Below are 22701 nucleotides of genomic sequence, written 5' to 3'. Positions count from 1 at the left end.
TCCACTAAATTTTATTTTTATAGCCTGAAGCAAGTTCAAGTAATTCAGTAGCGTGTTTTTTAGCAGTTTCTGTTAATTTTGTTCCCGTTATCATTCTTCCCAGTTCATCTGTCTTCTCATTCACAGACAGCTCTACTACCTCAGTAAATGTTCGTTTATTTTTTTCCGTTTTTTTAATAAGCTTATGTGTATCTGACATTGCTGCAACTTGTGGTAAATGACTAATGCATAACACCTGTGACTGATTTGATATTTGGTAAATTTTTTCAGCTATAGCTTGGGCAACTCGGCCACTTACACCTGTATCAACTTCATCAAAAATAACGCTAGTGACACCTTGATGCTGTGCAAATATCTTTTTTAATGCGAGCATAATCCGGGATAATTCACCACCTGAAGCAGTTTTATTTAATTCTTTTAGTGGTTCGCCGGGATTAGTTGAAATTAGAAAATGAATGTAATCAAAACCATTTTTATGTAACTTAACATCTTCTTTAAAGTTTTCCTGCTCTGGATTTTCTTTCGTATTAAATGCGACTGAAAAAGAAGCCTTTTCTAAATAAAGACCTTTTAATTCTTTTTGAATGTCTTTTTTCAGTGAATGCGATGCTTTTTTTCGCAAATCATGTAATTGTTTTGCTTCCAGGTATGCATCTTGACTTATTTCATTAATTTGCTCTGCTAATTTGGATAAATGCGAATCTTTATTAGTTATCTGTTCGATTTCTTCTTCTATTTTACCCATATACTCCAATATTTCATCTACAGATGTCCCATATTTTTTCTTTAAACGATTAATCTCATTTAACCTTGATTCAATTTCGTTTAATCGATCTGGATCATATTGTAATGTATCAGTATAGTTGCGTAAATCATACATTAGTTCTTCGACCAAAAAGTAATGATTTGACATTTCCTCAGCTTTTTCAGCAATAAATGAATCGTAATCCTGATTATCCTGAAGTGCCTGGTTTGCTTTATTTAACCAATCAATGCCTTTTTGTTCACCATAAAGAGCATTATATGCATCCTGCAGCCCTGTGTAAATTCGCTCAAAGTTTGCTAATTGATTACGTTCTTCACTTAATTCAACATCCTCATTTGGAACTAACGCAGCTTGTTCTAGTTCATTTATTTGGAATTGCAGTAAATCCAAGCGATGTGTCATTTCCTGTTCATTTTCGCTTAACTCTTTATAACGCTTTTTTAACGACAAAAGCTTATTATATAATTTCGTGTACTCATTTTTCGATTTAGTAATTTTCTTTTCATCAAATAAGTCAAGTAAATCAATATGATTTTCAGAGTTCATAAGTGATTGTGTTTCATGCTGACTATGTACATCAATTAGATTCTTGCCAAATTCTTTTAGTATTGCCAGTGTTACTAATTTTCCGTTTACACGACAAATACTCTTTCCACTTGCTGTAATGGTTCTATGAAGTACAACCATTCCATCTTGGATATCAATACCATAATAATTGCCTGTAGCATATATTTTGTGATCTTTAGAGTCGAGTGTAAACAAACCCTCAATCGCGGCCTTACTTGTCCCATGCCGAACAAATTCAACTGATCCTCGGCCACCAGCAAGTAATTGTACAGCATCAATTATAATTGATTTTCCTGCACCTGTTTCCCCAGTTAAAACAGTTAAACCGTCATTAAAAGTAATAGAAAGTTTATCAATAATAGCGAAGTCCTGTATAGACAGTTCTGTTAACACATATGTCCCCCCATTACTAAAGCATACTTATAAAGCGATTCTTAATGGAATCTGAATCTTGTTCAGTCCTGCAAATAATTAAACATGTATCATCACCACAAATAGTTCCCATAATCTCTTCCCATTCCAGATTATCAATTAAAACACCAATTGCGTGAGCATTTCCAGGTAACGTTCTTAAGACAATAAAATGACTTGCATGCTCAATTTTAACAAAAGCGTCTGTAATTAAGCGCTTCAATTTATCTAATGGATTAAATCGTTGGTCTGCTGGAAGACTATATTTGTAGTCACCATTAACTGATGGAACTTTTACAAGATGAAGTTCTTTAATGTCACGTGACACTGTTGCTTGAGTGACATTGTAGCCAAGTGATTTCAACCGATCAACAAGATCGTCCTGCGTTTCTATTTCACTATCCGTTATTAGTTCGCGAATTTTAATATGACGTTGGATTTTACTCATGGAAAGCCTCCATCTACTCCTAATAATTTTTCTTATCTACTGTTAAATCATGATGGGCATCGTCTACTATTGTTCCTAATTCTACATCTGTTGGTCTGAATCCTTCTTTATCACTTTTCCATCCCCAGTGAGCAAGGAATTCTATATTGCCTTCGCCACCTGTGATAGGGGAGTATGTAAGATTAAATAATTGGTAACCTTCTTTTTCAGCAAAGTCTGCAATTTTTCTTAGTACAGTTAGGTGTATGCTTTTATCACGGACAATCCCTTTTTTCCCGACTTGATCTCTTCCAGCTTCAAATTGTGGCTTGATTAATGCAACTATATCACTATCGCTTTTTAATAGCTGACTTAGAACGGGTAGAATTATGGTTAAAGAAATAAATGATACATCTATTGTTGCAAAGTCCGGTGTGCCATAATTTATCATGTTAGGGGTAACATAACGAAAGTTGGTCCTTTCCATTACAACCACACGATCGTCATTTCTTAATTTCCAATCAAGTTGATTATACCCTACATCAATTGCATAACTAAGTTGTGCACCATTTTGCAATGCACAATCCGTAAAGCCACCCGTTGAAGACCCCACATCAACCATAATTCTGTCTTTAAGAGAAATTGCAAAATAAGTTAATGCTTTTTCAAGCTTCAACCCACCGCGGCCCACGTATGGAAATAATTTGCCCTTAACGGTTATTGGGATATCTTCATCAACTTTCATTCCAGGTTTGTCTAATCGGTGCTGCTCAGAGAAAACAAGCCCGGCCATTATTACTCGTTTTGCTTTTTCCCTTGTTTCGATTAATTCTCTGTCCACTAACATAATATCTAAGCGTTTTTTACTCATTTAAAAAGTTTCCTCTTCCAAAATTATTTGTATGTTTAAAATATGTGAGATTAAATTTGTTTATCCAATTGTTTTTTTTCTTTTGGCAGTATACGAATTTTAAAATTATTTTCTATAAAGGCAATAACCTTTCCAGCAAAAGATATTATTTTTGTCGAAGCGTTTATTGCTAGATATTTACCGACTGCCTTTCCACCCACTGTAAATGCTGCTACAAAACTTGTAATTAAAACTGATAATACAATTTGTATTGTTGATCCTTCACCCTTATCGAAAATAGCTGCAATTTGCAATACAACAATAGCAGATGCTGTACCACTGACAATTCCAGATATGTCGCCAATCACATCATTACAAAAACTGGCAAACTTATCTGCATTCCGAATAATGATTACTGATTCTTTAGCACCTGTTACCTTTTCAGCAGCCATTGCATGAAATGGAGCTTCACTTGCAGCAGTTGATGCTATACCTAACATGTCAAAAACGACACCAATTAAGACGATAATAAATACGATGATTAATCCTACAATCCATGCCACTTCACTCAGGATTGAGGAAGAGACTATTGAAAAAATAGCCGCTAACACAAATGTGATAACGGCAATAATTAAACTAAATTTAACTGATTTTCTTATTTGTGATTTCATTTTCAACCTCTAACTAATTTAGTTATGTAAAAAAGGAATGGTCACCTAAAAGGTTAAAATTGCGGCTTTAGGTCCAGTAGGTTTTCCCAGATGACAACCCATTGTTACCAAACAGGCGGTTCCCCTTTAATATCATCTTAGCTTAGTTTCCCAAAGCTAGACTGGATTACCACTTAGTCCGCACTATATTCCCTTTTAAATGTCTTTGGAACAGTCTAGGAGATTTCCTCAGCAGTCTTTAACCATTCCCTAGCCTCTTTTGCAGTATTGATTTCATAGAGATAAAAATAATCAAGCTAGTGGCCACTTCGCTTGTTACTTACGACTCTAATCCCCTCACCACCACTCAAGGCAGGCTACGCTGCAAATAAGGTGTCCCTTTCCCTATTCTACAGGTTCATACCCCATTCCATAATGATCCCTAGGCTTAGTTATCACCACAGATATGGGCCTCCGCGGTAATCGGGTCAACGCCCACATGCCTTTGTGGATCGCCCGAAAACCTTAACTCCCAGCACTGACCCAAGGCTGGGCGCCTCAAGCCAACACAAGGAACTTCATCGATGTGCCCTTTGGCGGATTTTTAGGCCCGCCTTCAGAAACGGAAGACTGACTAGAATACTGCACCATTCCTAATATATTTTTATTATATCATATTATTAGAGATAATTCTAATATGTGCTTAGTGATCACGATTACTAAAATAATCCGTAAGTAACATTAAATATGATGTCTCCGCATTCGCATTTTTCAATGCATTTTTCGCCATTTTTACATAATGCTGTTTTTTCTCGATAGCTCCATCTAATCCCAGTAACTTAGGGTATGTGTTTTTTTGATTGGCTTCGTCACTGCCAACAGGTTTACCGATTTTTTCCTGATCTCCAGTAACATCCAGAATATCATCCTGTACTTGAAATATTAACCCTAAGTAATAAGCAAATTCATCCAAGTATTCAACCTGTTCGTTCGTGGCTTCCCCAATATATGCTCCAGATCTAATTGCAAACCTGAGTAATTCACCTGTTTTAAGTGTATGAATTGTCTCCAGTTCCTGTAGATTAATCTCTTTCTTTTCTGCTTCCATATCAAGTATTTGACCTGCAACCATACCTTTAGGACCACTTGCTTCTGCAAGAAGTTTAACAATATAAACTTTCTGATCGTTTGTTAAATAGGAATCATTGGTTATTAGCTCAAAACTGTATGTTAATAAAGCATCTCCTGCTAAGATAGCTGTAGCATCATCAAAAACTTTATGATTTGTCGGCTGGCCACGACGAAGGTCATCATCATCCATTGCTGGTAAATCGTCGTGAACTAACGAGTACGTATGAATCATTTCGAGGGCTATCGCTGTGGATAATACCTTATTAACATTACTTCCATATGCATTAAAACCAGCCAGTAATAAAATTGGTCTAAGTCGTTTTCCGCCAGCTTCAATAGAATAAATCATGGATTTTTTTAAGCGGCTTGGGATGTCCAAATTGTGCATATGGGTCTTCATTTCTTCCTGTATCATTAATTTATTATCATTAATAAAGTCATTTAATTTTTGCTGCACAATTACTCTTCCTCCTGTACCTCAAACGGTTCAAGTTCACCCTGTTCATTCATAATTTGTGTCATTTTCTCTTGAACATTTGTTAATTTATCGCTGCATACCTTAGAAAGTTTCATACCTTCCTGATAATAAGTTATAGCTTTTTCCAAAGGAACATCGCCCTCTTCTAATTTTCCAACAATCTTTTCCAGTTGTACCATTGCTTCTTCAAATGAAATATTATCTTCCTTATCCATTATTATCCTCCTTTATATCCATAACACGGCATTCAAGGGTGCCATCGGCTAGCCTGACAACAATTTGATCGTTCTTAATGACATCATTTGTAGAACTAATTATATTTCCTGTTTGTGTATATGGTATGGAATAGCCACGTTTCATGGTCTCAAGTGGATTTAATAGCGATAACTTATCAATAGCACTATTTAGCCTGTTTGTTTTTTGTTCTACTATTTTATCCATCAAATAACTAGTTTGCTTTATGAACAGTTTAAGTTCTTTTCGGGCCCTATCAAGTTGCCGATCTGGATGCTGTGCTTCGAATCGTGTGTTTATATTAATAAGTGCATCTTTTTTCCTTTTCCATTCTGAGTTAAACGTTTTCTCAAGACGTTCCACATGTTTATCCAGTTCTTGTTCTTTTTGGGTTATTAAATGTTCGGGATATCGGAATGCATAAGATTGCTTCATACGATTAAGATGTTGCTTAGAACTTAGTACATTTTCATTCATCATTCTTGTTAATGAGCGTTTAATTCCGTTGATCCTATCAATCAATTCAAGTTGGGATGGTACTGCAATTTCTGCTGCTCCAGTAGGGGTAGGAGCACGTAAATCAGCGACATAATCACTTATCGTGATATCTGTTTCATGTCCTACTGCGGATATGACAGGAATCGATGATTGAAAAATTGTATTTGCAACCTTTTCCTCGTTAAAACTCCATAGATCTTCAATAGAACCTCCGCCACGTCCAACAATTAAAACGTCATAATCACCTTGCTGATTAGCCGAGTTTATAGCATTGGAAATTGAATGTACTGCATTTGGCCCTTGCACAAGTACAGGGATTACCGTAGTTTTGACAATAGGATATCTTCTTTTTATAGTTGTAACAATATCACGAACAGCTGCCCCGGTAGGCGAAGTGATAATACCAATACTTTGAGGAAATTTTGGTAGTTCTTTTTTATGACTCTTATCAAAAAAACCTTGTTTATGCAACTTTTCTTTAAGCTGTTCAAATGCTAAATATAAGGATCCGATTCCATCCGGTTCCATTTGCTTGATATACAGCTGATATTGACCATAGGGTTCAAAAACACCGATTTCTCCTTTGATTAACACATTCATACCATTTTCAGGTGTGAATTTTAAAATTCGGTTATTGCCGGCAAACATTACTGATTGAATTCTAGTATTATCATCCTTAATTGTGAGATACATATGTCCCCGGCTATGATGTTTAAAATTGGAAATTTCGCCTTTTAGCCAAATGTCTTTCAAATGGGAATCGGTGTCAAATTTTCGCTTAATATACTTAGTTAACGCCGTAACTGTTAAGTAATTATCCTTCACTTTCAGATAATCCTTTAGCTGCTTTAATTGTATTTTTCAACAGCATAGTTATAGTCATTGGTCCTACACCCCTAGGAACGGGTGAAATATAAGAAGCCTTTTCAGATACAGCATCAAAATCAACATCTCCAGTTAGTGAACCATCATCCAGGCGATTAATTCCTACATCTATAACTGCAGCACCTTCTTTAATATGTTCTTCACGTATTGCATTAGGTCTCCCAACAGCGACGATTAATATATCTGCTTTAGATGTAAAATCTATTAAGTTAGTTGTTTTCGAATGACAATATGTAACAGTAGCATTTTCATTTAACAACAACTGGCCAACTGGTTTTCCAACAATATTACTTCTGCCAATAACAACAGCATGTTTTCCTTCAATTGTAACATCGTATGATTTTAACATGGTTAATATTCCATATGGGGTACAAGGTAAAAGCGTGTCCTCACCAGTAATCATTCGTCCAATGTTAATTGGGTGGAATCCATCAACATCCTTAGCAGGACTAATTGCCTCGATCACATGTTTTTCATCTATGTGTTCCGGAAGCGGAAGTTGTACCAAAATGCCATGGACGGATCGATCGTTATTTAATTCATGGATTTTTTGCAGCAATTCATTCTCGGAAGTAGATACCGGCATTTCTATTACGTCAGAAGATATACCGGTTTCACCAGAGGCTTTTTTCTTGCCTTTCACGTATGACCTTGAAGCAGGATTATCTCCTATTAATATTACAGTTAAATGGGGTATTAACCCTTGTTCCTTTAGCTGCAGTACTTCCTTACTCATTTCCTCTTTTAGTTTATGTGCTAACTCTTTTCCATTAATTATGTCAGCAGACAAAGCTATCTCCCCTCTCATGCGATAATTTTTGACAAAACACCATTTACAAACTTTCCTGATTTTTCATCACCGTACATATTCGCTAATTCAACTGCTTCATTTATAGATACATTTGTTGGTATATCATCTATATAGTTAATTTCTAAAATAGCAATACGTAAGATTGTTTTTTCAACTGAAGCGATACGATCGATTGTCCAATTTTCCAGGTTCATGGAAATAACATCGTCAAGTGCCGCCTTATTTTCTGTTACACCTTTAACAAGACTCATTAAAAACGCATCTATTTCTGCTGTTTCAAGGTGTTCTTCTACTGCTTTATCAGGGTTGTTGTCATTAATTCCTAATTGAAAAAGGACTTGAAATGCCTTTTCTCTAGCTGAATGTCGATTCATCTTTCATAGCTCCTTTTATTCCATATCTATCCCAAATAATAACATGATTATGTGGGCAAAGCTAGAATGAAACCAATCATAAAAATCCTAGCAAATGAACAAAGGCGCAAGCGCCTGTTCAGCGCCGTATGGACTGTGCCCGCGCATCGCGTTGCCGCGCAAAGCGGCGGTGTTAGTCGAACATCCTTTATTTCTTAATCGTAGACATGGTGAGGGAAGTCCACTAGGCGCTAGGCGTTGGCAGGTGACGCCACGTCCCGCACGTCAGAGCTGGACGTCGCTGATTCGGAAGTCCAATTATCCACAGAACTTAAATTTTATAATTTCCTATACATCGAAAAAGGGATTCTTCTTTCTAAGAATTCCTTTTATAGTGGTTCAAACCTATATGACGAAATCCTTCACCGGAAACAAATTAAGGTCAAAAGAAGATACCTTCTTTTGACCTTAAAATTATTCGCTTTCTTCTGCACCTTCCATATGGATACCAACCACATGTACATTGATTTCATCAATTTCAAGTGCTGTCATATTTTTTAATGTTTGCCTGATATTATCCTGTAGCTGCTGCGCAACCTTTGGAATCGATACCCCAAAGTTTAAGACAACAAATAAGTCGATAAGTATTCCGTTTTCGGTAAGTTCAACTTTAACACCTTTACCATGCGATTTTTTGCCAAAGCGTTCTACAACACCTGTTGCAAAGTTACCCCGCATTGATGATATACCTTCTACTTCAGAAGAGGCTATACCAGTTATTACTTCAATTACCTCTGGTGCAATTTCAACTTTACCTAAGTTTGAATCGTCACTTACGTTTAACAATGGCTGTTCGCTCATCTTTTCACTCCTTTAATCTTCCTTTTGTACAATTGGATTTTCCTCAAGGAATTTCGTATTAAAGTCACCTTTTACAAATACATTGTTTTCCATAATAAGACGATGAAATGGAATTGTCGTATCTATACCTTCTACAACGAATTCATCCAAAGAGCGCTTCATTCTGCTAATAGCTTCTTGACGAGTGGGACCATATGTTATTAACTTAGCGATCATCGAGTCATAAAATGGAGGAATGCTATAACCAGGATATGCAGCAGAATCAATTCGTACTCCTAACCCACCAGGTGGTAAGTACATTTCAATTCTTCCAGGTGATGGCATAAAGTTTTTAAAGGGATTTTCTGCATTAATCCTGCACTCAATTGCCCATCCATCAAATTCAATTTCTTCTTGTTTGAACGACAACTCTTCATTATTTGCAATTCTAATTTGCTCTTTAATCAAATCTACTCCAGTAACCATTTCTGTTACAGGGTGCTCGACTTGGATTCTTGTATTCATTTCCATAAAATAAAATGATTGGCTAGTCCGATCGAAAATATATTCAATTGTACCTGCACCAACATAATCAACTGCCTTAGCAGCTTTTACAGAAGCATCACCCATTTTAGCTCGGATTTCAGGAGTGATTGCCGGGGATGGTGTTTCTTCGATAAGCTTTTGAAGTCTTCGTTGAATTGAACAATCCCGCTCACCCAAGTGTACAACATTTCCATGCTGGTCGGCTAATACCTGGATTTCTACATGTCGAAAATCCTCTATGAATTTCTCTATGTACACACCTGGATTTCCAAAAGCAGTTTCGGCTTCTTTTTGTGTCACGCGAATTCCTTTAATCAAATCTTCTTCTGATTCAGCAATTCGTATACCTTTTCCTCCACCACCAGCTGTTGCTTTGATGATTACAGGATAGCCAATTTCATTTGCAATTTTAATGGCTTCATCTTCGTTTTCGATAATCCCTTCAGACCCAGGCACAATAGGTACATTAGCAGCTTTCATTGTTTCTCTCGCAACATCTTTTATTCCCATTTTTTGAATTGCTTGAGCTGTAGGACCTACAAACTTAATATTGCATGCCTTACAGATTTCTGCAAAATCAGCATTTTCAGCGAGAAATCCATAGCCAGGATGGATAGCGTCAACCTCGGTTAAGGTTGCCACACTCATGATATTAGTAAAATTCAAGTAACTGTCTTTACTTGAAGTTGGTCCAATACAATACGCCTCATCTGCTAATTGAACATGTAATGCCTCTTTATCGGCTTCAGAAAATACAGCAACTGTTTCAATATCCATTTCTTTACATGCCCGTATTATTCGAACAGCTATTTCTCCTCTGTTTGCAATTAACAGCTTTTTAATCACACGCTACATCCCCTTATTTAGTCTTTACTCTAAATAGTGGCTGACCATATTCTACTAATTCGCCATCTTCCACTAAAATTTCAACAATCTCACCTGAAACTTCTGCTTCAATTTCATTAAATAGTTTCATTGCTTCAACAATACAAACAACAGAATCGTTTTCAACTTTTGATCCACTCTTTACATACGGATCACTTTCCGGATTGGGAGAGCTATATAACGTACCTACCATTGGCGAGACAATTTCATGATCAAAGTCTGTTGTTCTTTCTTCTTCAGCCGGTTCATTTTCTGGTGTTTTTACTTGGCTTTCTTCTGCTTTAACTTTAGGTTCTTCTACTTTAATTTTTTCTGCAGGTTTTTCTGCAGGAGCTTCGTAAGTTACGTTTGACTTAACGACTGTGTTTTCATTAGACTTTTTCATTGAAACAGTTGTTCCATCTGTTTCGTAACTAAACTCATCAATTGTAGATTGGTCTACCAATTTTATTAATTCACGTATTTCCTGTACTTTTAACATTTCTGGCACCCCTTCATTTATTCCATTTTAATAACAGGTACTAATAACTCCTCTTAACATTCTACGACAAGTATAAGTGAAACTTCAACCCATAATAGAATGCAGTATGTTTATTAATCTTCTCTTAATATGTAAAACGTTTTCACTTTAACAATTATATCAATTTTATCTGTTTTATGCGAATACTTTTATTGCACGGAAAAACCGGACGATTAATTTCGTCCGGTTTTATATGATGTCCTTTAGCTTTCAGTTGGCTGGAAATCTACATTTACTGTTATCTCGCCAAATTCATCCTTAACCATCTGCATAATGTTAACTGCTTCTGTTTTGGTTAGCTGATCAACTTTTACATGTACGTGAACCTTATCCTCATCATGTCGAACCAGAACATCCTCATAATCAGCTGATGCCACAATGGATTCTTCCAAAATTAATTCTTTTGAAGATATACTTTCCAGCTGGTTGATTTTATTCCTAGCTTCATTTTTCTCTTGAATACTTGCACTGCTTGATGCAACAATATCATCCAGACGGTCTTTGGCAGCACTTCGCTCATTCTGAACTTCCATTCGAAGCGTTGTAAATAACTCATCCTGTCCCAGATTAGAAATGTCATCTACGTCAGCATCGGTATCACTTGCATCACTTGCAGCTGAATCAGGTGACGAAGCCTCTTCTGATGAATCATCTCCCTCAGGTAAATAAGCAAGATCACCACTATCCGGGGTTGTAATATAATAGACACTCAACACAATCATTAAACTTAACATCGTTAGAAGCCATACAGTTTGTTTTTTTAACATAAATAAATCCTCCTAATTTTTTGGCATTACTGAGACTCTATGTGTTGGAACATCGAGTACACGAGATACCGAATCAACTACCCACTTTTTTACCGTTGCATGATCTACCCCCTTCGCGACAACAAAAACTCCTCTTACTTCAGGCTTTTTTGTTCGAATAAGTAACGGGACTTCTTTGTCTCCTTGTCTTACTAATACAACTTGTGTTTCTTTCGTGTTATCTTCAATTTCTCTTGTCCCGCCACTTTTATCTGTTTCAGTTGTAGATTGTTGCCCAGCGATTAAGTTTTTTTCATAAACTTTAACTTTAGTAGATTCAAGATTTACCATCACTTCAACATCTGAAACACCTTCAATATTATTAAGCATTTCTTTCAAATTATCTTCATAACTCGATTCAATATCATCCACATCTGAGGTGCTTTTTGATTTATCTGAAAAAGTTTCCTCTGCTGGTTTTTCAACTTCACTCGCTACATTGCTAATGGATTGATCATCATCTGTTGTTGAACTAGAAAAAATGTTTCCAATAATGAGTAATAATAGTCCAATTAAACCAACGACTACAATATATCCTGCTTTTTTAGATAGCCTGCCACCAGATTCTGACTTTTTTGTTTGTAAAAAGTTTTTAATTTGATTTTTCAAGTTGTACCTCCTTTCCACAAGATCGTTAGCTTCTTCGTATCTATTTCCCATGTATCCTGTAATAGTAATTTGATTCCATTCACATCCACTTTTTTATCATTAGTGACCGGCTTGTCCGTACTTATAACAATATCGTCAACAGCACTCACAGATCCCTCCTCCTTATCTGATTCAGCTAAAAACACAATAACTTCATCCAGATTCTCAATTGAAAGCTCCGTTTCTGCAGAATGTTCAGTCTGTGGAAACTTAATATCTGATATTTCTACCTGATAATCTTCCTGTAATGGTTTTTTTGCCAGTTCTTTTAATTGGACAACCGTTTGTTCTAAAATATATGCATTCTGAGACTCTAGTATTTCACTTTTTTGCATTTTAATTGAACTTTCTACTCGTTCTCCCTCTATTTGCTGGTTCATAATTTGTGAATATGACCTCTCTAGAGCCTGTTGGGCATCAAAGTCGAACAAATAAAATAATGGCTTCAAAAAAATTAAAATTAATATTAATCCAACAACTAGTTTGATGTATTTTTTCATGGAAGTTGCTGGAATTAATAAATCAACTATGGAAGCAAGTAAGAGAAAAATTATAATTTGCGTAACCCATTGAGTAAGAATTTCCATTTCCTGGCCCCCTAGCGTAGGAGAAGTGTAATATTACTTGCTGCAACCAAAATAACGATAGCCAAAAAAAACATTATTGTTACCGCTAGCAAACAGGCTAGAATATATACAATGTAATTACTTATTGTGTTAAGGCTTGTTATTACAGGGCCGTCTCCAATTGGCTGCAGGATAGCTGCTGCCAGCTTATATATCAATGCTATAGCAAATATCTTCAGTGCAGGAAATACTGCTATTAAAACAATAATTAAGACACCAACAATTCCAATGGAGTTTTTTAGCAGCAACGACGCACTTAAAATAGTATCAGCGGCATCAGTTAAGGTTCTCCCAACTACCGGGATAAAGTTTCCAGTAACAAATTTAGTTGTTTTCATTGCTACCCCGTCACTTATGGCACTGGATGCCCCCTGGACTGACATTACTCCTACAAACACTGTTAAAAAGACCCCTAAAGCTCCTAAACCAACTGTTTTAAATAAGTTTGCCAAATGTGTCACTTTATAGTTATCATTTAAGCTGCTAACAATTAATAAAAGAGCTGATAAAAATAATAAAGGTAAAACAAACTTTGAAACTAACACACCGCTAAAATTTATAAGAAAAATTACAAGAGGCTGAAAAAACGAGACAGTAATAACATTTCCAAGCGTAGCCATAATACTTAATACCAAAGGAAGTAAGGCGATCATGAAACCACTCATCGTTTCAATTGCTCCTTTAGCATAAGATACCGCCAAGTAAAAACTATTCAATGCCAAAAAAATTAATACAATGTAGACTACGAAATATGCAACTCTACTAACGGTACTCTCTTCAAAAGCAGCATGCATGGTCTGCAAAACCATTGAAAATAATGTAAGCATCAGTAAAAGTCCAAGTAGCTTTCCATTCATAATGAGCTCATGAAGAAAATACTCGACAAAACCCCATAACGTATTTTTAATTGAAAATGAGCCGTTATCCTTAATGAATTCGGCGATGCTTGTTTTCTCAAGCTCCGGCAAATAGCCTCCATAATCATCAACTAAGGTATGCCAAAAAGATTGCATGCCATCTAGTGAAATATCGTTCAGCATTTTGTCTTGAACGTTATTTGATTTTGGCTCAGCAGAAACAGCTTGTTGTCCAATCAAGAGTATTTGCAGTATCAGAAGAACAACGATAACCCACTTCTTTTGTACCATTCAGCATACGTACTCCTTTCAGGTTTCCTGTCCGTTCTAAGCTGAAGGTATAAAGCTTAATATAGCTTCGATGACAGCAGTTATTATTGGTATCGCTAATAGCAGTATGAATATCTTTCCAGCAAGTTCAATTTTGGCTGCTACTGAGCTAAGGCCGGCATCTTTCGTTAAACTTGCTCCAATTTCAGCGATATAAGCTATTCCAATTATTTTTAAAATGGTCCTCATATACATACCATCAATATTTGCCTTATTCCCTAAAGACTCAATTAATTGGAAAATAACGCTGATTTGTTTGATGATAGCCAGAAATATCAGGACACCGGTAATAACAATCACGAAAAATGCAAAAGAAGAATTGATATCTTTCAATACAATATATAGAATGCTTGCAACAATTCCTAGAACGACAATTTGTATAATGTCCATTTACCTTACCCCTGGAAAAGGAATACAGATTTTATCTGCTGAAATAGATCTGAAAGCTGATTAACAACAATTACCAATACAATTACAAATCCGACAACTGTTGCAAAGTGTGCAATGTCCTCTTTGCCCATTTGTTTTAAAATGGTATGAATGATAGCTACGATAATTCCAATACCTGCAATTTGAAATAAGATTGATGCATCAACAGCCATGGGTGTACTCCCTTCCCTCTAAATGAGCAATAATACAATGAATAATCCACACAATAACCCTAAACTTTTTGCCATTTTACTGTATTTATATTGATTGTCTCTTGCTTCTTCCAACTCTCGGTCCAGGTGTTTAATTGTTAAGTGGATATTCTTTTGCTGTTGTTCGAAATCATGCTGTCCAAGTGTTCGTCCGAATTGCTTCAGAATTTCTTCCTCATTTGTTCCAAGAGCTGAATCTTTCAGTAATTTGTTCACTTGGTGTTCCCAAACATTAAATAAATCAACACCTGTTTCATTAACTAGTGAACTACTTAATCCGTCGAAAAATGATCTTGCTGGTTCAGGAATTTGCTTTGCAATGGTCTGAAAAGCATCTTGTAAGGTTAACTGACTATATAAAATTTCTGCCTCTAAAATCTGAAGTGCATTTTTCAACTGTCTGATATGCTTCGGTCTTGCATTTAATTTTCTACTAAACTCAAACCCTATTAATGTTGTTGTGCCTATGAAAAGAAGCGCTCCAATCCACTTCATTTTTAAAGCACCCCGTTTTCTGCAAAATATTTTCTTCTTTTTGATTAAATATACGATGAATATTTCCAGGATGGTTTTGTCTATCTAACAAGACAATTCGTTGAAAGACATTATAGTCAAACAGTGGCTTTAATGATGGACGTTTTTTTAACTCTTCAAGGGTTCTTCCGTGTATGGTACAAATAACCGTTACACCAGTATTAATTGCTTCCATTAGTGCTTGTACATCATTTTCGCTGCCAATTTCATCTACTATAAGTACTTCAGGTGACATGGATCGAATCATCATCATCATACCTTCTGCTTTTGGGCATGCGTCCATTACATCAGTTCTTAACCCTAAGTTATGCTGTGGTATCCCCTTTTTAGATCCGCCTATCTCTGATCGCTCATCTATTATCCCTACTTTTTGTGCTGTCACATCACGCCATCCTGTACTAATTAAACGTGCAACATCACGTATTAACGTTGTTTTTCCTGTCTGTGGGGCACCGATAAAAAGTGTGTTTTGATAATTATCTGTGTACAGGTATGGAATAATCGGTAAAGCACACCCTATTTTCTGCTTAGCTATACGTATATTAAAAAATGCTATATGCTGAATGGCTTTAACCGCACCATGTAATGTGTTTACCTTGCCTGATAATCCAACACGATGGCCACCTTCAATAGTGACATAACCCTCACGTAATTCATCTTCCATTCGGTACAATGAGAATTCACTTAGCTGATTAAGCACAAAAATACTTTCTTTACGATCAGGTTTTATTGTCTCAATCCACTCAGTATGATCATCAAAAATCAGTTCGACCGGTTGATTTAGGCGAAAACGAATTTCTTGCATAGTCTTCCAGCGATCTTTAATTCTGTAGTGTACAGCTTGTCTAATGCCTTCTGGAAATAAGCGTAATATCTCTTCCATAACATGTCCCCATTTTTTATAGTATCTTTTTAATAGATATATGTTTTTAAGGACAGATTATGACTAAGGAAAAGCCTTTAGAAAACTTAGTTTAGGCTTACAGTTATTTTATGAGGGCTTTTTCTAAATGATTGTTATGATTAACACAAAATATATAGACTGCGACGTAAAGTAAAAAAATACATGAGTGCTATTATGCCGGTCCCGAAACACACTATGCTCCTGCGGGAATAGCACGTGTCCTGATCAATAAGAAAGTATTCTGGCTTTCTTAAATGCCAGAACAAAAGCGCAAGCTCCTGTTCAGTAGTATGGACTGTGCTCAGCGCTGCGGGTAGGTCGACGTTGCCGCGCAAAGCTGCGGTATTAGTCGATCTTCCTTTTACTTGAGATAAAGGATACACGAAGAGCGTAAGCTGCCCCACAGGACGTGGGGTAGTTAGACGTTGCCAGGATGTGGTGGTTTTAGTCGAACATCCTTTATTTCTTTATCGTAGACACGGGGAGGGAAGTCCACTAGGCACTAGTACGTCCTGTACGTCGGAGCTGGATGTCGCTGGTTTGGAAGTCCAGTTATCCACAGTACTTAAATTTTATAATTTCCTATACAATAAAAAAAGAACGATCCTATTTTATAGGACCGTCCTTCTCAACTTATCTTTTTCTAGGCTCTTGAGACATATTTACCGTCGGATGTATTAATAACTAATACTTCTCCTTGATTAATGAAAAATGGAACTTGCACAATTAGGCCAGTTTCTAATGTAGCAGGTTTTGTACCACCACTAGCAGTGTCACCTTTTATACCTGGCTCTGTTTCTGTTACGGCCAGCTCCACATTATTTGGAAGTTCTACACCAATTACTTCGCCTTCATAAGTGATGATAGATACTTCCATATTTTCTTTTATATAAGGCAGTTGATCTTTTAACTGGCTGGTTTGTAACTCCAACTGGTCATATGTGTTTGTATCCATGAATGCATGACTATCACCGGACGCATATAAATACTGCATTTTCCTCTGTTCGATGTGTGCCTTATTTACTTTTTCCCCGCCGCGAAATGTTTTTTCTTGGATATTCCCAGTCCGTAAGTTACGTAATTTCGAACGGACAAACGCTGCACCTTTTCCTGGTTTTACATGCTGAAAGTCCATAACCTGCCAAATATCATTATCAACCTCAATCGTCAATCCTGTCTTAAAATCATTTACTGAAATCATCTCTAATTCCTCCTCTGTCCTATAGATGAATTAATTCCTTAGATGAATGTGTTAGTCGTTCACTTCCATTCTCTGTAATAACAATATCATCCTCAATACGGCATCCACCAACATTTGGCACATAAATTCCTGGTTCAACAGTTACAACCATTCCAGGCTCTAATATCTTATCTGATCTGAATGATAGACCTGGTCCTTCATGAACCTCCATACCAAGCCCATGACCGGTTGAATGCCCGAAATATTCGCCATAACCTTTTTCTTTAATATAATCTCTAGTAAGTGCATCTGCTTCTTTGCCAGTTATTCCTGGCTTCACACCTTTAACCCCAAGTAACTGCGCTTCCAGAACTGTGTTGTAAATCGTTTTCAGCTCATGATTAATTTCTCCAACAGCAACAGTTCTGGTAGTATCTGAGCAATAACCATTAAAAAGTGCACCGTAATCCAGTGTGACAAGCTCACCTGATTCAATCTTTTTTTGTGAAGCTACTCCATGAGGTAGTGCAGCACGATACCCCGATGCCACAATTATATCAAAACTGGATGATGCTGCTCCTTGTTTTCTCATAAAAAATTCTAGTTCATTTGATATATCTATTTCTTTCACACCAGGCTTAATATAACGCTGAATATGTTCATATGCGTCATCGGCAATCTTAGCAGCCTGCTTTAAGATGGTTAGTTCCTCGTCTGTTTTAATCAAACGAAGCTCTTCTATTAATCCGCTAACTGGTATTAACTCCACGTCAAATTCTTTTTTATAAATCTCATGAGTAGAAAAAGTTACATGATCTTTTTCAAAACCAACACGTTTAACATTTATTTGATTCAATTGACTATTAATTTCTTCATGAATTGACTTTTTATGTTCTATTACGGAAAAACCTAAAGCCTGCTCGTTAGCTTGTTCTATGTAACGAAAATCTGTAATAAAGCGTGCTTCGTCTCTGCTTACTATCACTGCACCTGCTGTTCCAGTAAATCCTGTTATATAAGTCCTGTTGATTGGACTAGTAATTAATATGGCGTCAAGATTATTTTCCTGTAAAGCCTTCCGTAGTTTATCCAATTTCTCCATCGTACCATTCCTTTCTATTTATTTTTCCATAAACGCTAGTACTGCCAAGCGGTAACTTTTCATTCCAAAGCCTACTATTTGTCCATAACATGCTGAAGCAAGCATTGACTGGTGTCGAAAAGTCTCACGTTTATGTACATTTGAAATGTGAACCTCAATTACAGGAGTTTCAATTGCCATAATAGCATCACGCAGGGCAATACTTGTATGGGTGTACGCAGCTGGGTTGAAAATTATTCCACTATATTTCCCGTTAGCCTGATGCAGACGATCAATCAATTCCCCTTCATGGTTTGACTGAAAGCAATCCAGATCGTACCTATGATTCTCTGCTAATTCTGCTACCTCTGTCTCAATGTCCTGTAACGTAAATTCCCCATAAACTTCTTTTTCCCGTTTTCCTAACAAATTAATATTAGGTCCGTTTAATAGCAACAGACGATTCATCAGTTTGTTCATTCCCTTATAATTCATTTAATTTACGCACTTTTTAGTTTATCATAAACTAAAACGTTTGAATAATGGTAACAGTCCAGATTAATTTTGCTTTTCTTTTATTTCTTCTTCCTTTCTTATTGTATCAGCATAATCATATGAGATGGAATATCCAATAAAAGTTCCATATAATATAAAAAGGCATAATGTAGAAACAATTGTATATCTGTTCAGCTCCATTAAATCAGGTATGTTCGGGAATATTGGCTGTACAATATAAAAGACAATTCCCCACAGTATAATTCCATATCCAACCCCCATCCAAAGTGAGGTTATTTTCTTAAATACCCCATAATAAATAAACGCGGTTAGCAGTGAAAGAACACCCACCATGACAATGGATAAAACATTACCAAGCCAGCCATCTGTCCAATCAGCAGTTACCCACGAGCGTATTAAATAACTTTTAGGTGAAACTTCGGAGAAATTAAAATAATAAATAACTATCCCAAAGAACCCTGCTAATAATCCACCAACAAATCCTGTAATTAAAGATCTGGACAGAAGAGACATTGGCTGTTCCTGCTTATTTTGCTCTAATTTTTTATCCTCTTCCAATACAAACACCTCCATTTGTATTGTTACCAATTGCCATAAAACCAATCACCTCATTCTAATACATTTACTTTTATGTAGTTAAATTAAATATTTTCTAGTAAAATAGGATTAATACAACAATTTAAAATGGAATGCAAGTATTAAAAAGAAAAAGAATACAGTATTGAATATTTTGAGCATTAACGGAAAGAATTTAAAGTAGTAAAACATTTTTGTAAATGATGATATAAATACAGAGGATAGTGGTATAGGTCAGTAACGTAATATTCGAAAGGAGGTCGTGCAGATGGTTCGCAAAAAATTCTCCGTGTTTGTTTATATAATAATAGGCTTGGCTGTTGTTGGTGTGATTGCACAGTTATTTACAAATACAGCTTCCTTCCTTACTAACTTGCTGATGATGCTTGGATTTGGTGTAGCAGTTTTTGCGGTAATCTATTTTGTCTTTCTGAAAAAACGAAGCCCTTCCCACGATAATAAGAAATATAAGCAAGCAGTGAAACAATCAAAATCAAAGTACTCAAGCCAGAATGAAAAACCACGTCCTACTTCTAAACGTCCACAGCCAATTCAAATGAAAAAGAAGCTAAACAAACGTGCATCTCATTTACGAGTGATTGACGGTAATAAATCAAAAAGAAAAAACCGAGCTACTTTTTAGATAACGGGTTCACTTGTGAGGTGCAAAGCAACGATTCACAAGTTAAATCTCATCTATAATCACATTACTTTCACTATTAAATTCACAGTAAAAATGGCTTGGAAAAATATCCAAGCCATTTTTCTTTCTAATATCTGTTGTTAAACTAAAGCACCGGTTACTTTAAAACATTCACTTATCACGTTTTTCTCTTTTGTTTTTATAAAGTAAAATTATTCCTACAACTAATATGATAATCCCAATTTGCCAAAACCATCTATCTTCAGTTTCAAAAAATATAAATGTTAAATAATCCGTTGTTTGACTGAACTTATAAGGATATAAAAAAAATACAGGAAATAAGCCAAATACAGTAGAAATACCACCTAAGACGGTTAATAAATAAGAAAAAATTTTAATAAATATCCCCTCCAAAACTGTTCGTGCAAGAAGAACCCTTACTACACTAAACTGTGTCGTTAGTGTAATTGTTCAAAATATCTATATTTATTTTAACATAATTACCTATACTCCCTTAAATGAATTTACTAAATATTGCAATCACAATAAAATCGCATACACTACAATAAATATTTCACTCTTGTGAATTAAGTAGTGAATTATTCTGTGAATAGACGTTCAAAACTCTTTCAAACATTGATATAGCAATTAGAAAACACACGAGATTTTCCTTGTGAAAATCCGTGTGTTTTATGATGCGTTTTTAATGTTTGCACCTCTGAAGTGAACCCGTTACTTTTTAGATAGCTCGGTTTTTATTTTGGCCAATATTTTAAGAATTGATCAGCCCTTTCTTTACCCATTTTAATTAATTGTTCTTTCGTTAATTCACTAACATTAAAATTCGTTGATTCAACATTCTCAACCGGGATAAATATTATATTATTTATTTGAGATTTAGAAATATAACGTGCATCATGTGCCTGGATCATCGTTGAAAATAAAGCGTGAAACATATCAAGTGCATTACTTATTTTACGAGGGGACTGCTGTTCAGGATAGCCGTTCAATTTCACACCTAGATTGGCCGTTTATTTCGGCTATTTTCATTTTCAAAAATCCATAATGGAAAGTTACTTAAAAGGCCTCCGTCAACAATTAGGCTCTTTTGTTTTGATTTACCTGGTATTTTTTTCGGCATAAAAAAATAAGGAAACCCTGCACTCATTCAGACAGCCTTTGCAACAGAAAAATAGTTAGGGTCAATTCCATAAATACGTTCTAAATCATCTGGTATAACAACCAATTTCCCAAGTGAGATATCACTAACCACAACTTTAAGATAGCCAGGTTTCAAATCTTTAAACGTATACACATTCTTATCAGCTAACCTTCTATATAACCAGTTCTCCAGCTTATCTCCTTTATATATCCCCATTTGGAAATATAAAAAAAACCATTTTGAATATGGAATTAAAGTAGTCCACTTTGGTGCATCCATAAGTTTTTGCACATTTAGGTCCTGTATTAATCTTTCAATTTGATTAATGTTATACCCGGCTGCAATCAAGGTGGATATTATCGCTCCTGCAGATGTTCCAGCTAATCGTTCAAATGATAAACCTTTTGCTTCAATACTTTTAAGTGCACCAATAAGTGCAAATGCCTTCACTCCACCGCCAGAAAACACACCATCAATTTTCATGAGTTCTCCCCTTTAAAAAAACCTCTATTATATACTAGAAGAATACAGGTAAAATTAGAACTCATATACATTTGTAACTTTAGCTAACGCTCATCGCTTACTTTTAGCTGCTTCAAGTCGTCAATACGATTTTTATCTGCTTTAAAGTATTGTACTAAGTCACCAATACGGTCGATTGAATTCCAGCTTAGATGATGTTCTATACCTTCAACATCTTCATATATCTTGTCAGTATCTACACCAATAATTTCAAGAAAGTCCTCTAGTAATTCATGACGAAACACTAATCGCTCACCGATTTTCTTTCCCTTCGATGTTAAGATAAATCCTCTATATTTCTCATAATTTAAATATTCATCTTTATCAAGCTTTTGTACCATTTTGGTCACTGATGACGGATGAACCATCAAAGCTTCTGCAATATCGGATACGCGTGCATACCCCTTTGTTTCAATTAAATTGTAAATCTGTTCAATGTAATCTTCCATACTCGGTGTCGGCATAAAATCAACTCATTTCAAAGAATAAATTTTTAGTATGTGCAACAATGTTTCTATAAAAATAATACAAGATATCCACGAATTAAACAAGTATTCTATTAGGTACCAAAATGAAAAGCTGTTTCTTACAAGATTGTTGTTATTGAATAGAAAACTGATATTAACCGACCTTATTGGTGAATATCATAGTTGCATTTACGCAGTTATGAAATTATTTTTAATCTCATAACTGGCAAAAATCTATAAGCTGTGACACAGTGAAGTCGAGACTCCTATGGATCACCGGCCCGGCAAAAGACTCTTACGCGTTGTTGTGCGAGTTTCTGCCTTGACGCGCGAATTTGGCCTCTTGTCGCGCAAGT

Annotated in this window: 26 protein-coding genes and 1 pseudogene; 1 reads left to right on the top strand and 26 read right to left on the bottom strand. The window is 35.8% G+C overall.

What is annotated here, in order from left to right; all coding sequences use genetic code 11:
* Positions 1-4: 4 nt before the first annotated feature.
* The 24 genes from recN to ACTWQM_RS09505 form a co-directional block, all read right to left on the bottom strand.
* A complete protein-coding gene (gene recN, locus ACTWQM_RS09620; RefSeq protein ID WP_443257962.1) occupies positions 5-1726 on the bottom strand; it encodes a DNA repair protein RecN in 1722 nt (573 codons plus the stop codon).
* Between the two features lie 16 nt (positions 1727-1742).
* On the bottom strand, positions 1743-2192 hold the full coding sequence (gene ahrC / locus ACTWQM_RS09615; RefSeq protein WP_443257961.1) for a transcriptional regulator AhrC/ArgR: 450 nt from the start codon (positions 2190-2192) through the stop codon (positions 1743-1745).
* A gap of 19 nt (positions 2193-2211) precedes the next feature.
* Positions 2212-3042 (bottom strand): TlyA family RNA methyltransferase, encoded by an 831-nt coding sequence (locus ACTWQM_RS09610; protein ID WP_443257960.1) that lies wholly within the window; start codon positions 3040-3042, stop codon positions 2212-2214.
* A 50-nt stretch (positions 3043-3092) separates the two neighbouring features.
* Positions 3093-3692: a hypothetical protein gene (locus tag ACTWQM_RS09605; protein ID WP_443257959.1), complete on the bottom strand. Its 600-nt coding sequence runs from the start codon at positions 3690-3692 to the stop codon at positions 3093-3095.
* Between the two features lie 682 nt (positions 3693-4374).
* The gene (locus tag ACTWQM_RS09600) at positions 4375-5259 is read right to left on the bottom strand and encodes a polyprenyl synthetase family protein (RefSeq protein WP_443257958.1); all 885 of its coding nucleotides are present in this window, start codon (positions 5257-5259) and stop codon (positions 4375-4377) included.
* Positions 5260-5261: 2 nt separating this feature from the next.
* Positions 5262-5495, bottom strand: coding sequence for an exodeoxyribonuclease VII small subunit (locus ACTWQM_RS09595; RefSeq protein WP_443257957.1), 234 nt, complete (start codon positions 5493-5495; stop codon positions 5262-5264).
* Positions 5488-6837: an exodeoxyribonuclease VII large subunit gene (xseA, locus tag ACTWQM_RS09590; RefSeq protein WP_443257956.1), complete on the bottom strand. Its 1350-nt coding sequence runs from the start codon at positions 6835-6837 to the stop codon at positions 5488-5490. Before xseA ends, ACTWQM_RS09595 begins: the two co-directional genes overlap by 8 nt.
* Positions 6827-7687 (bottom strand): bifunctional methylenetetrahydrofolate dehydrogenase/methenyltetrahydrofolate cyclohydrolase FolD, encoded by an 861-nt coding sequence (folD, locus tag ACTWQM_RS09585; RefSeq protein ID WP_443257955.1) that lies wholly within the window; start codon positions 7685-7687, stop codon positions 6827-6829. Before folD ends, xseA begins: the two co-directional genes overlap by 11 nt.
* Positions 7688-7701: 14 nt before the next feature.
* On the bottom strand, positions 7702-8082 hold the full coding sequence (nusB, locus tag ACTWQM_RS09580) for a transcription antitermination factor NusB (RefSeq protein ID WP_443257954.1): 381 nt from the start codon (positions 8080-8082) through the stop codon (positions 7702-7704).
* 453 nt (positions 8083-8535) lie between these two features.
* Complete coding sequence (locus tag ACTWQM_RS09575) at positions 8536-8922, bottom strand: Asp23/Gls24 family envelope stress response protein (protein WP_443257953.1); 387 nt, start codon at positions 8920-8922, stop codon at positions 8536-8538.
* 12 nt (positions 8923-8934) lie between these two features.
* Entirely contained in the window at positions 8935-10293 is a 1359-nt protein-coding gene (accC, locus tag ACTWQM_RS09570; protein WP_443257952.1) for an acetyl-CoA carboxylase biotin carboxylase subunit, read from the bottom strand.
* A gap of 13 nt (positions 10294-10306) precedes the next feature.
* Positions 10307-10813 (bottom strand): acetyl-CoA carboxylase biotin carboxyl carrier protein, encoded by a 507-nt coding sequence (accB, locus tag ACTWQM_RS09565; protein ID WP_443257951.1) that lies wholly within the window; start codon positions 10811-10813, stop codon positions 10307-10309.
* A 242-nt stretch (positions 10814-11055) separates the two neighbouring features.
* On the bottom strand, positions 11056-11619 hold the full coding sequence (locus ACTWQM_RS09560; protein WP_443257950.1) for a SpoIIIAH-like family protein: 564 nt from the start codon (positions 11617-11619) through the stop codon (positions 11056-11058).
* Positions 11620-11631: 12 nt separating this feature from the next.
* On the bottom strand, positions 11632-12267 hold the full coding sequence (gene spoIIIAG / locus ACTWQM_RS09555; RefSeq protein WP_443257949.1) for a stage III sporulation protein AG: 636 nt from the start codon (positions 12265-12267) through the stop codon (positions 11632-11634).
* Entirely contained in the window at positions 12264-12893 is a 630-nt protein-coding gene (spoIIIAF, locus tag ACTWQM_RS09550; RefSeq protein ID WP_443257948.1) for a stage III sporulation protein AF, read from the bottom strand. Before spoIIIAF ends, spoIIIAG begins: the two co-directional genes overlap by 4 nt.
* Positions 12894-12904: 11 nt before the next feature.
* Positions 12905-14080, bottom strand: a complete 1176-nt coding sequence (spoIIIAE, locus tag ACTWQM_RS09545; protein WP_443257947.1) for a stage III sporulation protein AE — start codon at positions 14078-14080, stop codon at positions 12905-12907.
* Between the two features lie 36 nt (positions 14081-14116).
* Positions 14117-14509, bottom strand: coding sequence for a stage III sporulation protein AD (spoIIIAD, locus tag ACTWQM_RS09540; RefSeq protein WP_443257946.1), 393 nt, complete (start codon positions 14507-14509; stop codon positions 14117-14119).
* Positions 14510-14514: 5 nt separating this feature from the next.
* Positions 14515-14721 carry a stage III sporulation protein AC gene (gene spoIIIAC / locus ACTWQM_RS09535; RefSeq protein ID WP_092492599.1) on the bottom strand — a complete coding sequence of 69 codons (207 nt, stop codon included), beginning with the start codon at positions 14719-14721 and terminating at the stop codon, positions 14515-14517.
* Positions 14722-14739: 18 nt separating this feature from the next.
* On the bottom strand, positions 14740-15255 hold the full coding sequence (gene spoIIIAB / locus ACTWQM_RS09530) for a stage III sporulation protein SpoIIIAB (protein WP_443257945.1): 516 nt from the start codon (positions 15253-15255) through the stop codon (positions 14740-14742).
* Entirely contained in the window at positions 15200-16177 is a 978-nt protein-coding gene (gene spoIIIAA, locus ACTWQM_RS09525) for a stage III sporulation protein AA (protein ID WP_443257944.1), read from the bottom strand. Before spoIIIAA ends, spoIIIAB begins: the two co-directional genes overlap by 56 nt.
* A 664-nt stretch (positions 16178-16841) precedes the next feature.
* A complete protein-coding gene (gene efp, locus ACTWQM_RS09520) occupies positions 16842-17399 on the bottom strand; it encodes an elongation factor P (protein ID WP_443257943.1) in 558 nt (185 codons plus the stop codon).
* Positions 17400-17418: 19 nt separating this feature from the next.
* On the bottom strand, positions 17419-18480 hold the full coding sequence (locus ACTWQM_RS09515; RefSeq protein ID WP_443257942.1) for a M24 family metallopeptidase: 1062 nt from the start codon (positions 18478-18480) through the stop codon (positions 17419-17421).
* Between the two features lie 18 nt (positions 18481-18498).
* Positions 18499-18927, bottom strand: coding sequence for a type II 3-dehydroquinate dehydratase (aroQ, locus tag ACTWQM_RS09510; RefSeq protein ID WP_443258108.1), 429 nt, complete (start codon positions 18925-18927; stop codon positions 18499-18501).
* 90 nt (positions 18928-19017) lie between these two features.
* Positions 19018-19533 carry a YqhR family membrane protein gene (locus ACTWQM_RS09505; RefSeq protein WP_443257941.1) on the bottom strand — a complete coding sequence of 172 codons (516 nt, stop codon included), beginning with the start codon at positions 19531-19533 and terminating at the stop codon, positions 19018-19020.
* A gap of 286 nt (positions 19534-19819) precedes the next feature.
* On the opposite strand from ACTWQM_RS09505, the gene ACTWQM_RS09500 reads away from it, so the two are divergent.
* Positions 19820-20194, top strand: coding sequence for an SA1362 family protein (locus ACTWQM_RS09500; RefSeq protein WP_443257940.1), 375 nt, complete (start codon positions 19820-19822; stop codon positions 20192-20194).
* Positions 20195-20949: 755 nt separating this feature from the next.
* Here ACTWQM_RS09500 and ACTWQM_RS09495 read toward each other — a convergent pair.
* Together ACTWQM_RS09495 and mntR are read right to left on the bottom strand one after the other, a co-directional pair.
* Positions 20950-21839: pseudogene (locus tag ACTWQM_RS09495) on the bottom strand (patatin-like phospholipase family protein).
* A gap of 83 nt (positions 21840-21922) precedes the next feature.
* On the bottom strand, positions 21923-22342 hold the full coding sequence (mntR, locus tag ACTWQM_RS09490; protein WP_443257939.1) for a transcriptional regulator MntR: 420 nt from the start codon (positions 22340-22342) through the stop codon (positions 21923-21925).
* Positions 22343-22701 lie beyond the last annotated feature (359 nt).

This window comes from Virgibacillus sp. L01, assembly GCF_052246775.1.
In the GTDB taxonomy this organism is placed as follows: Bacteria; Bacillota; Bacilli; order Bacillales; family Amphibacillaceae; genus Lentibacillus.
Note: the sequence above shows the minus strand (reverse complement) of the source record. Positions and strands in the feature narration are given on the sequence as shown.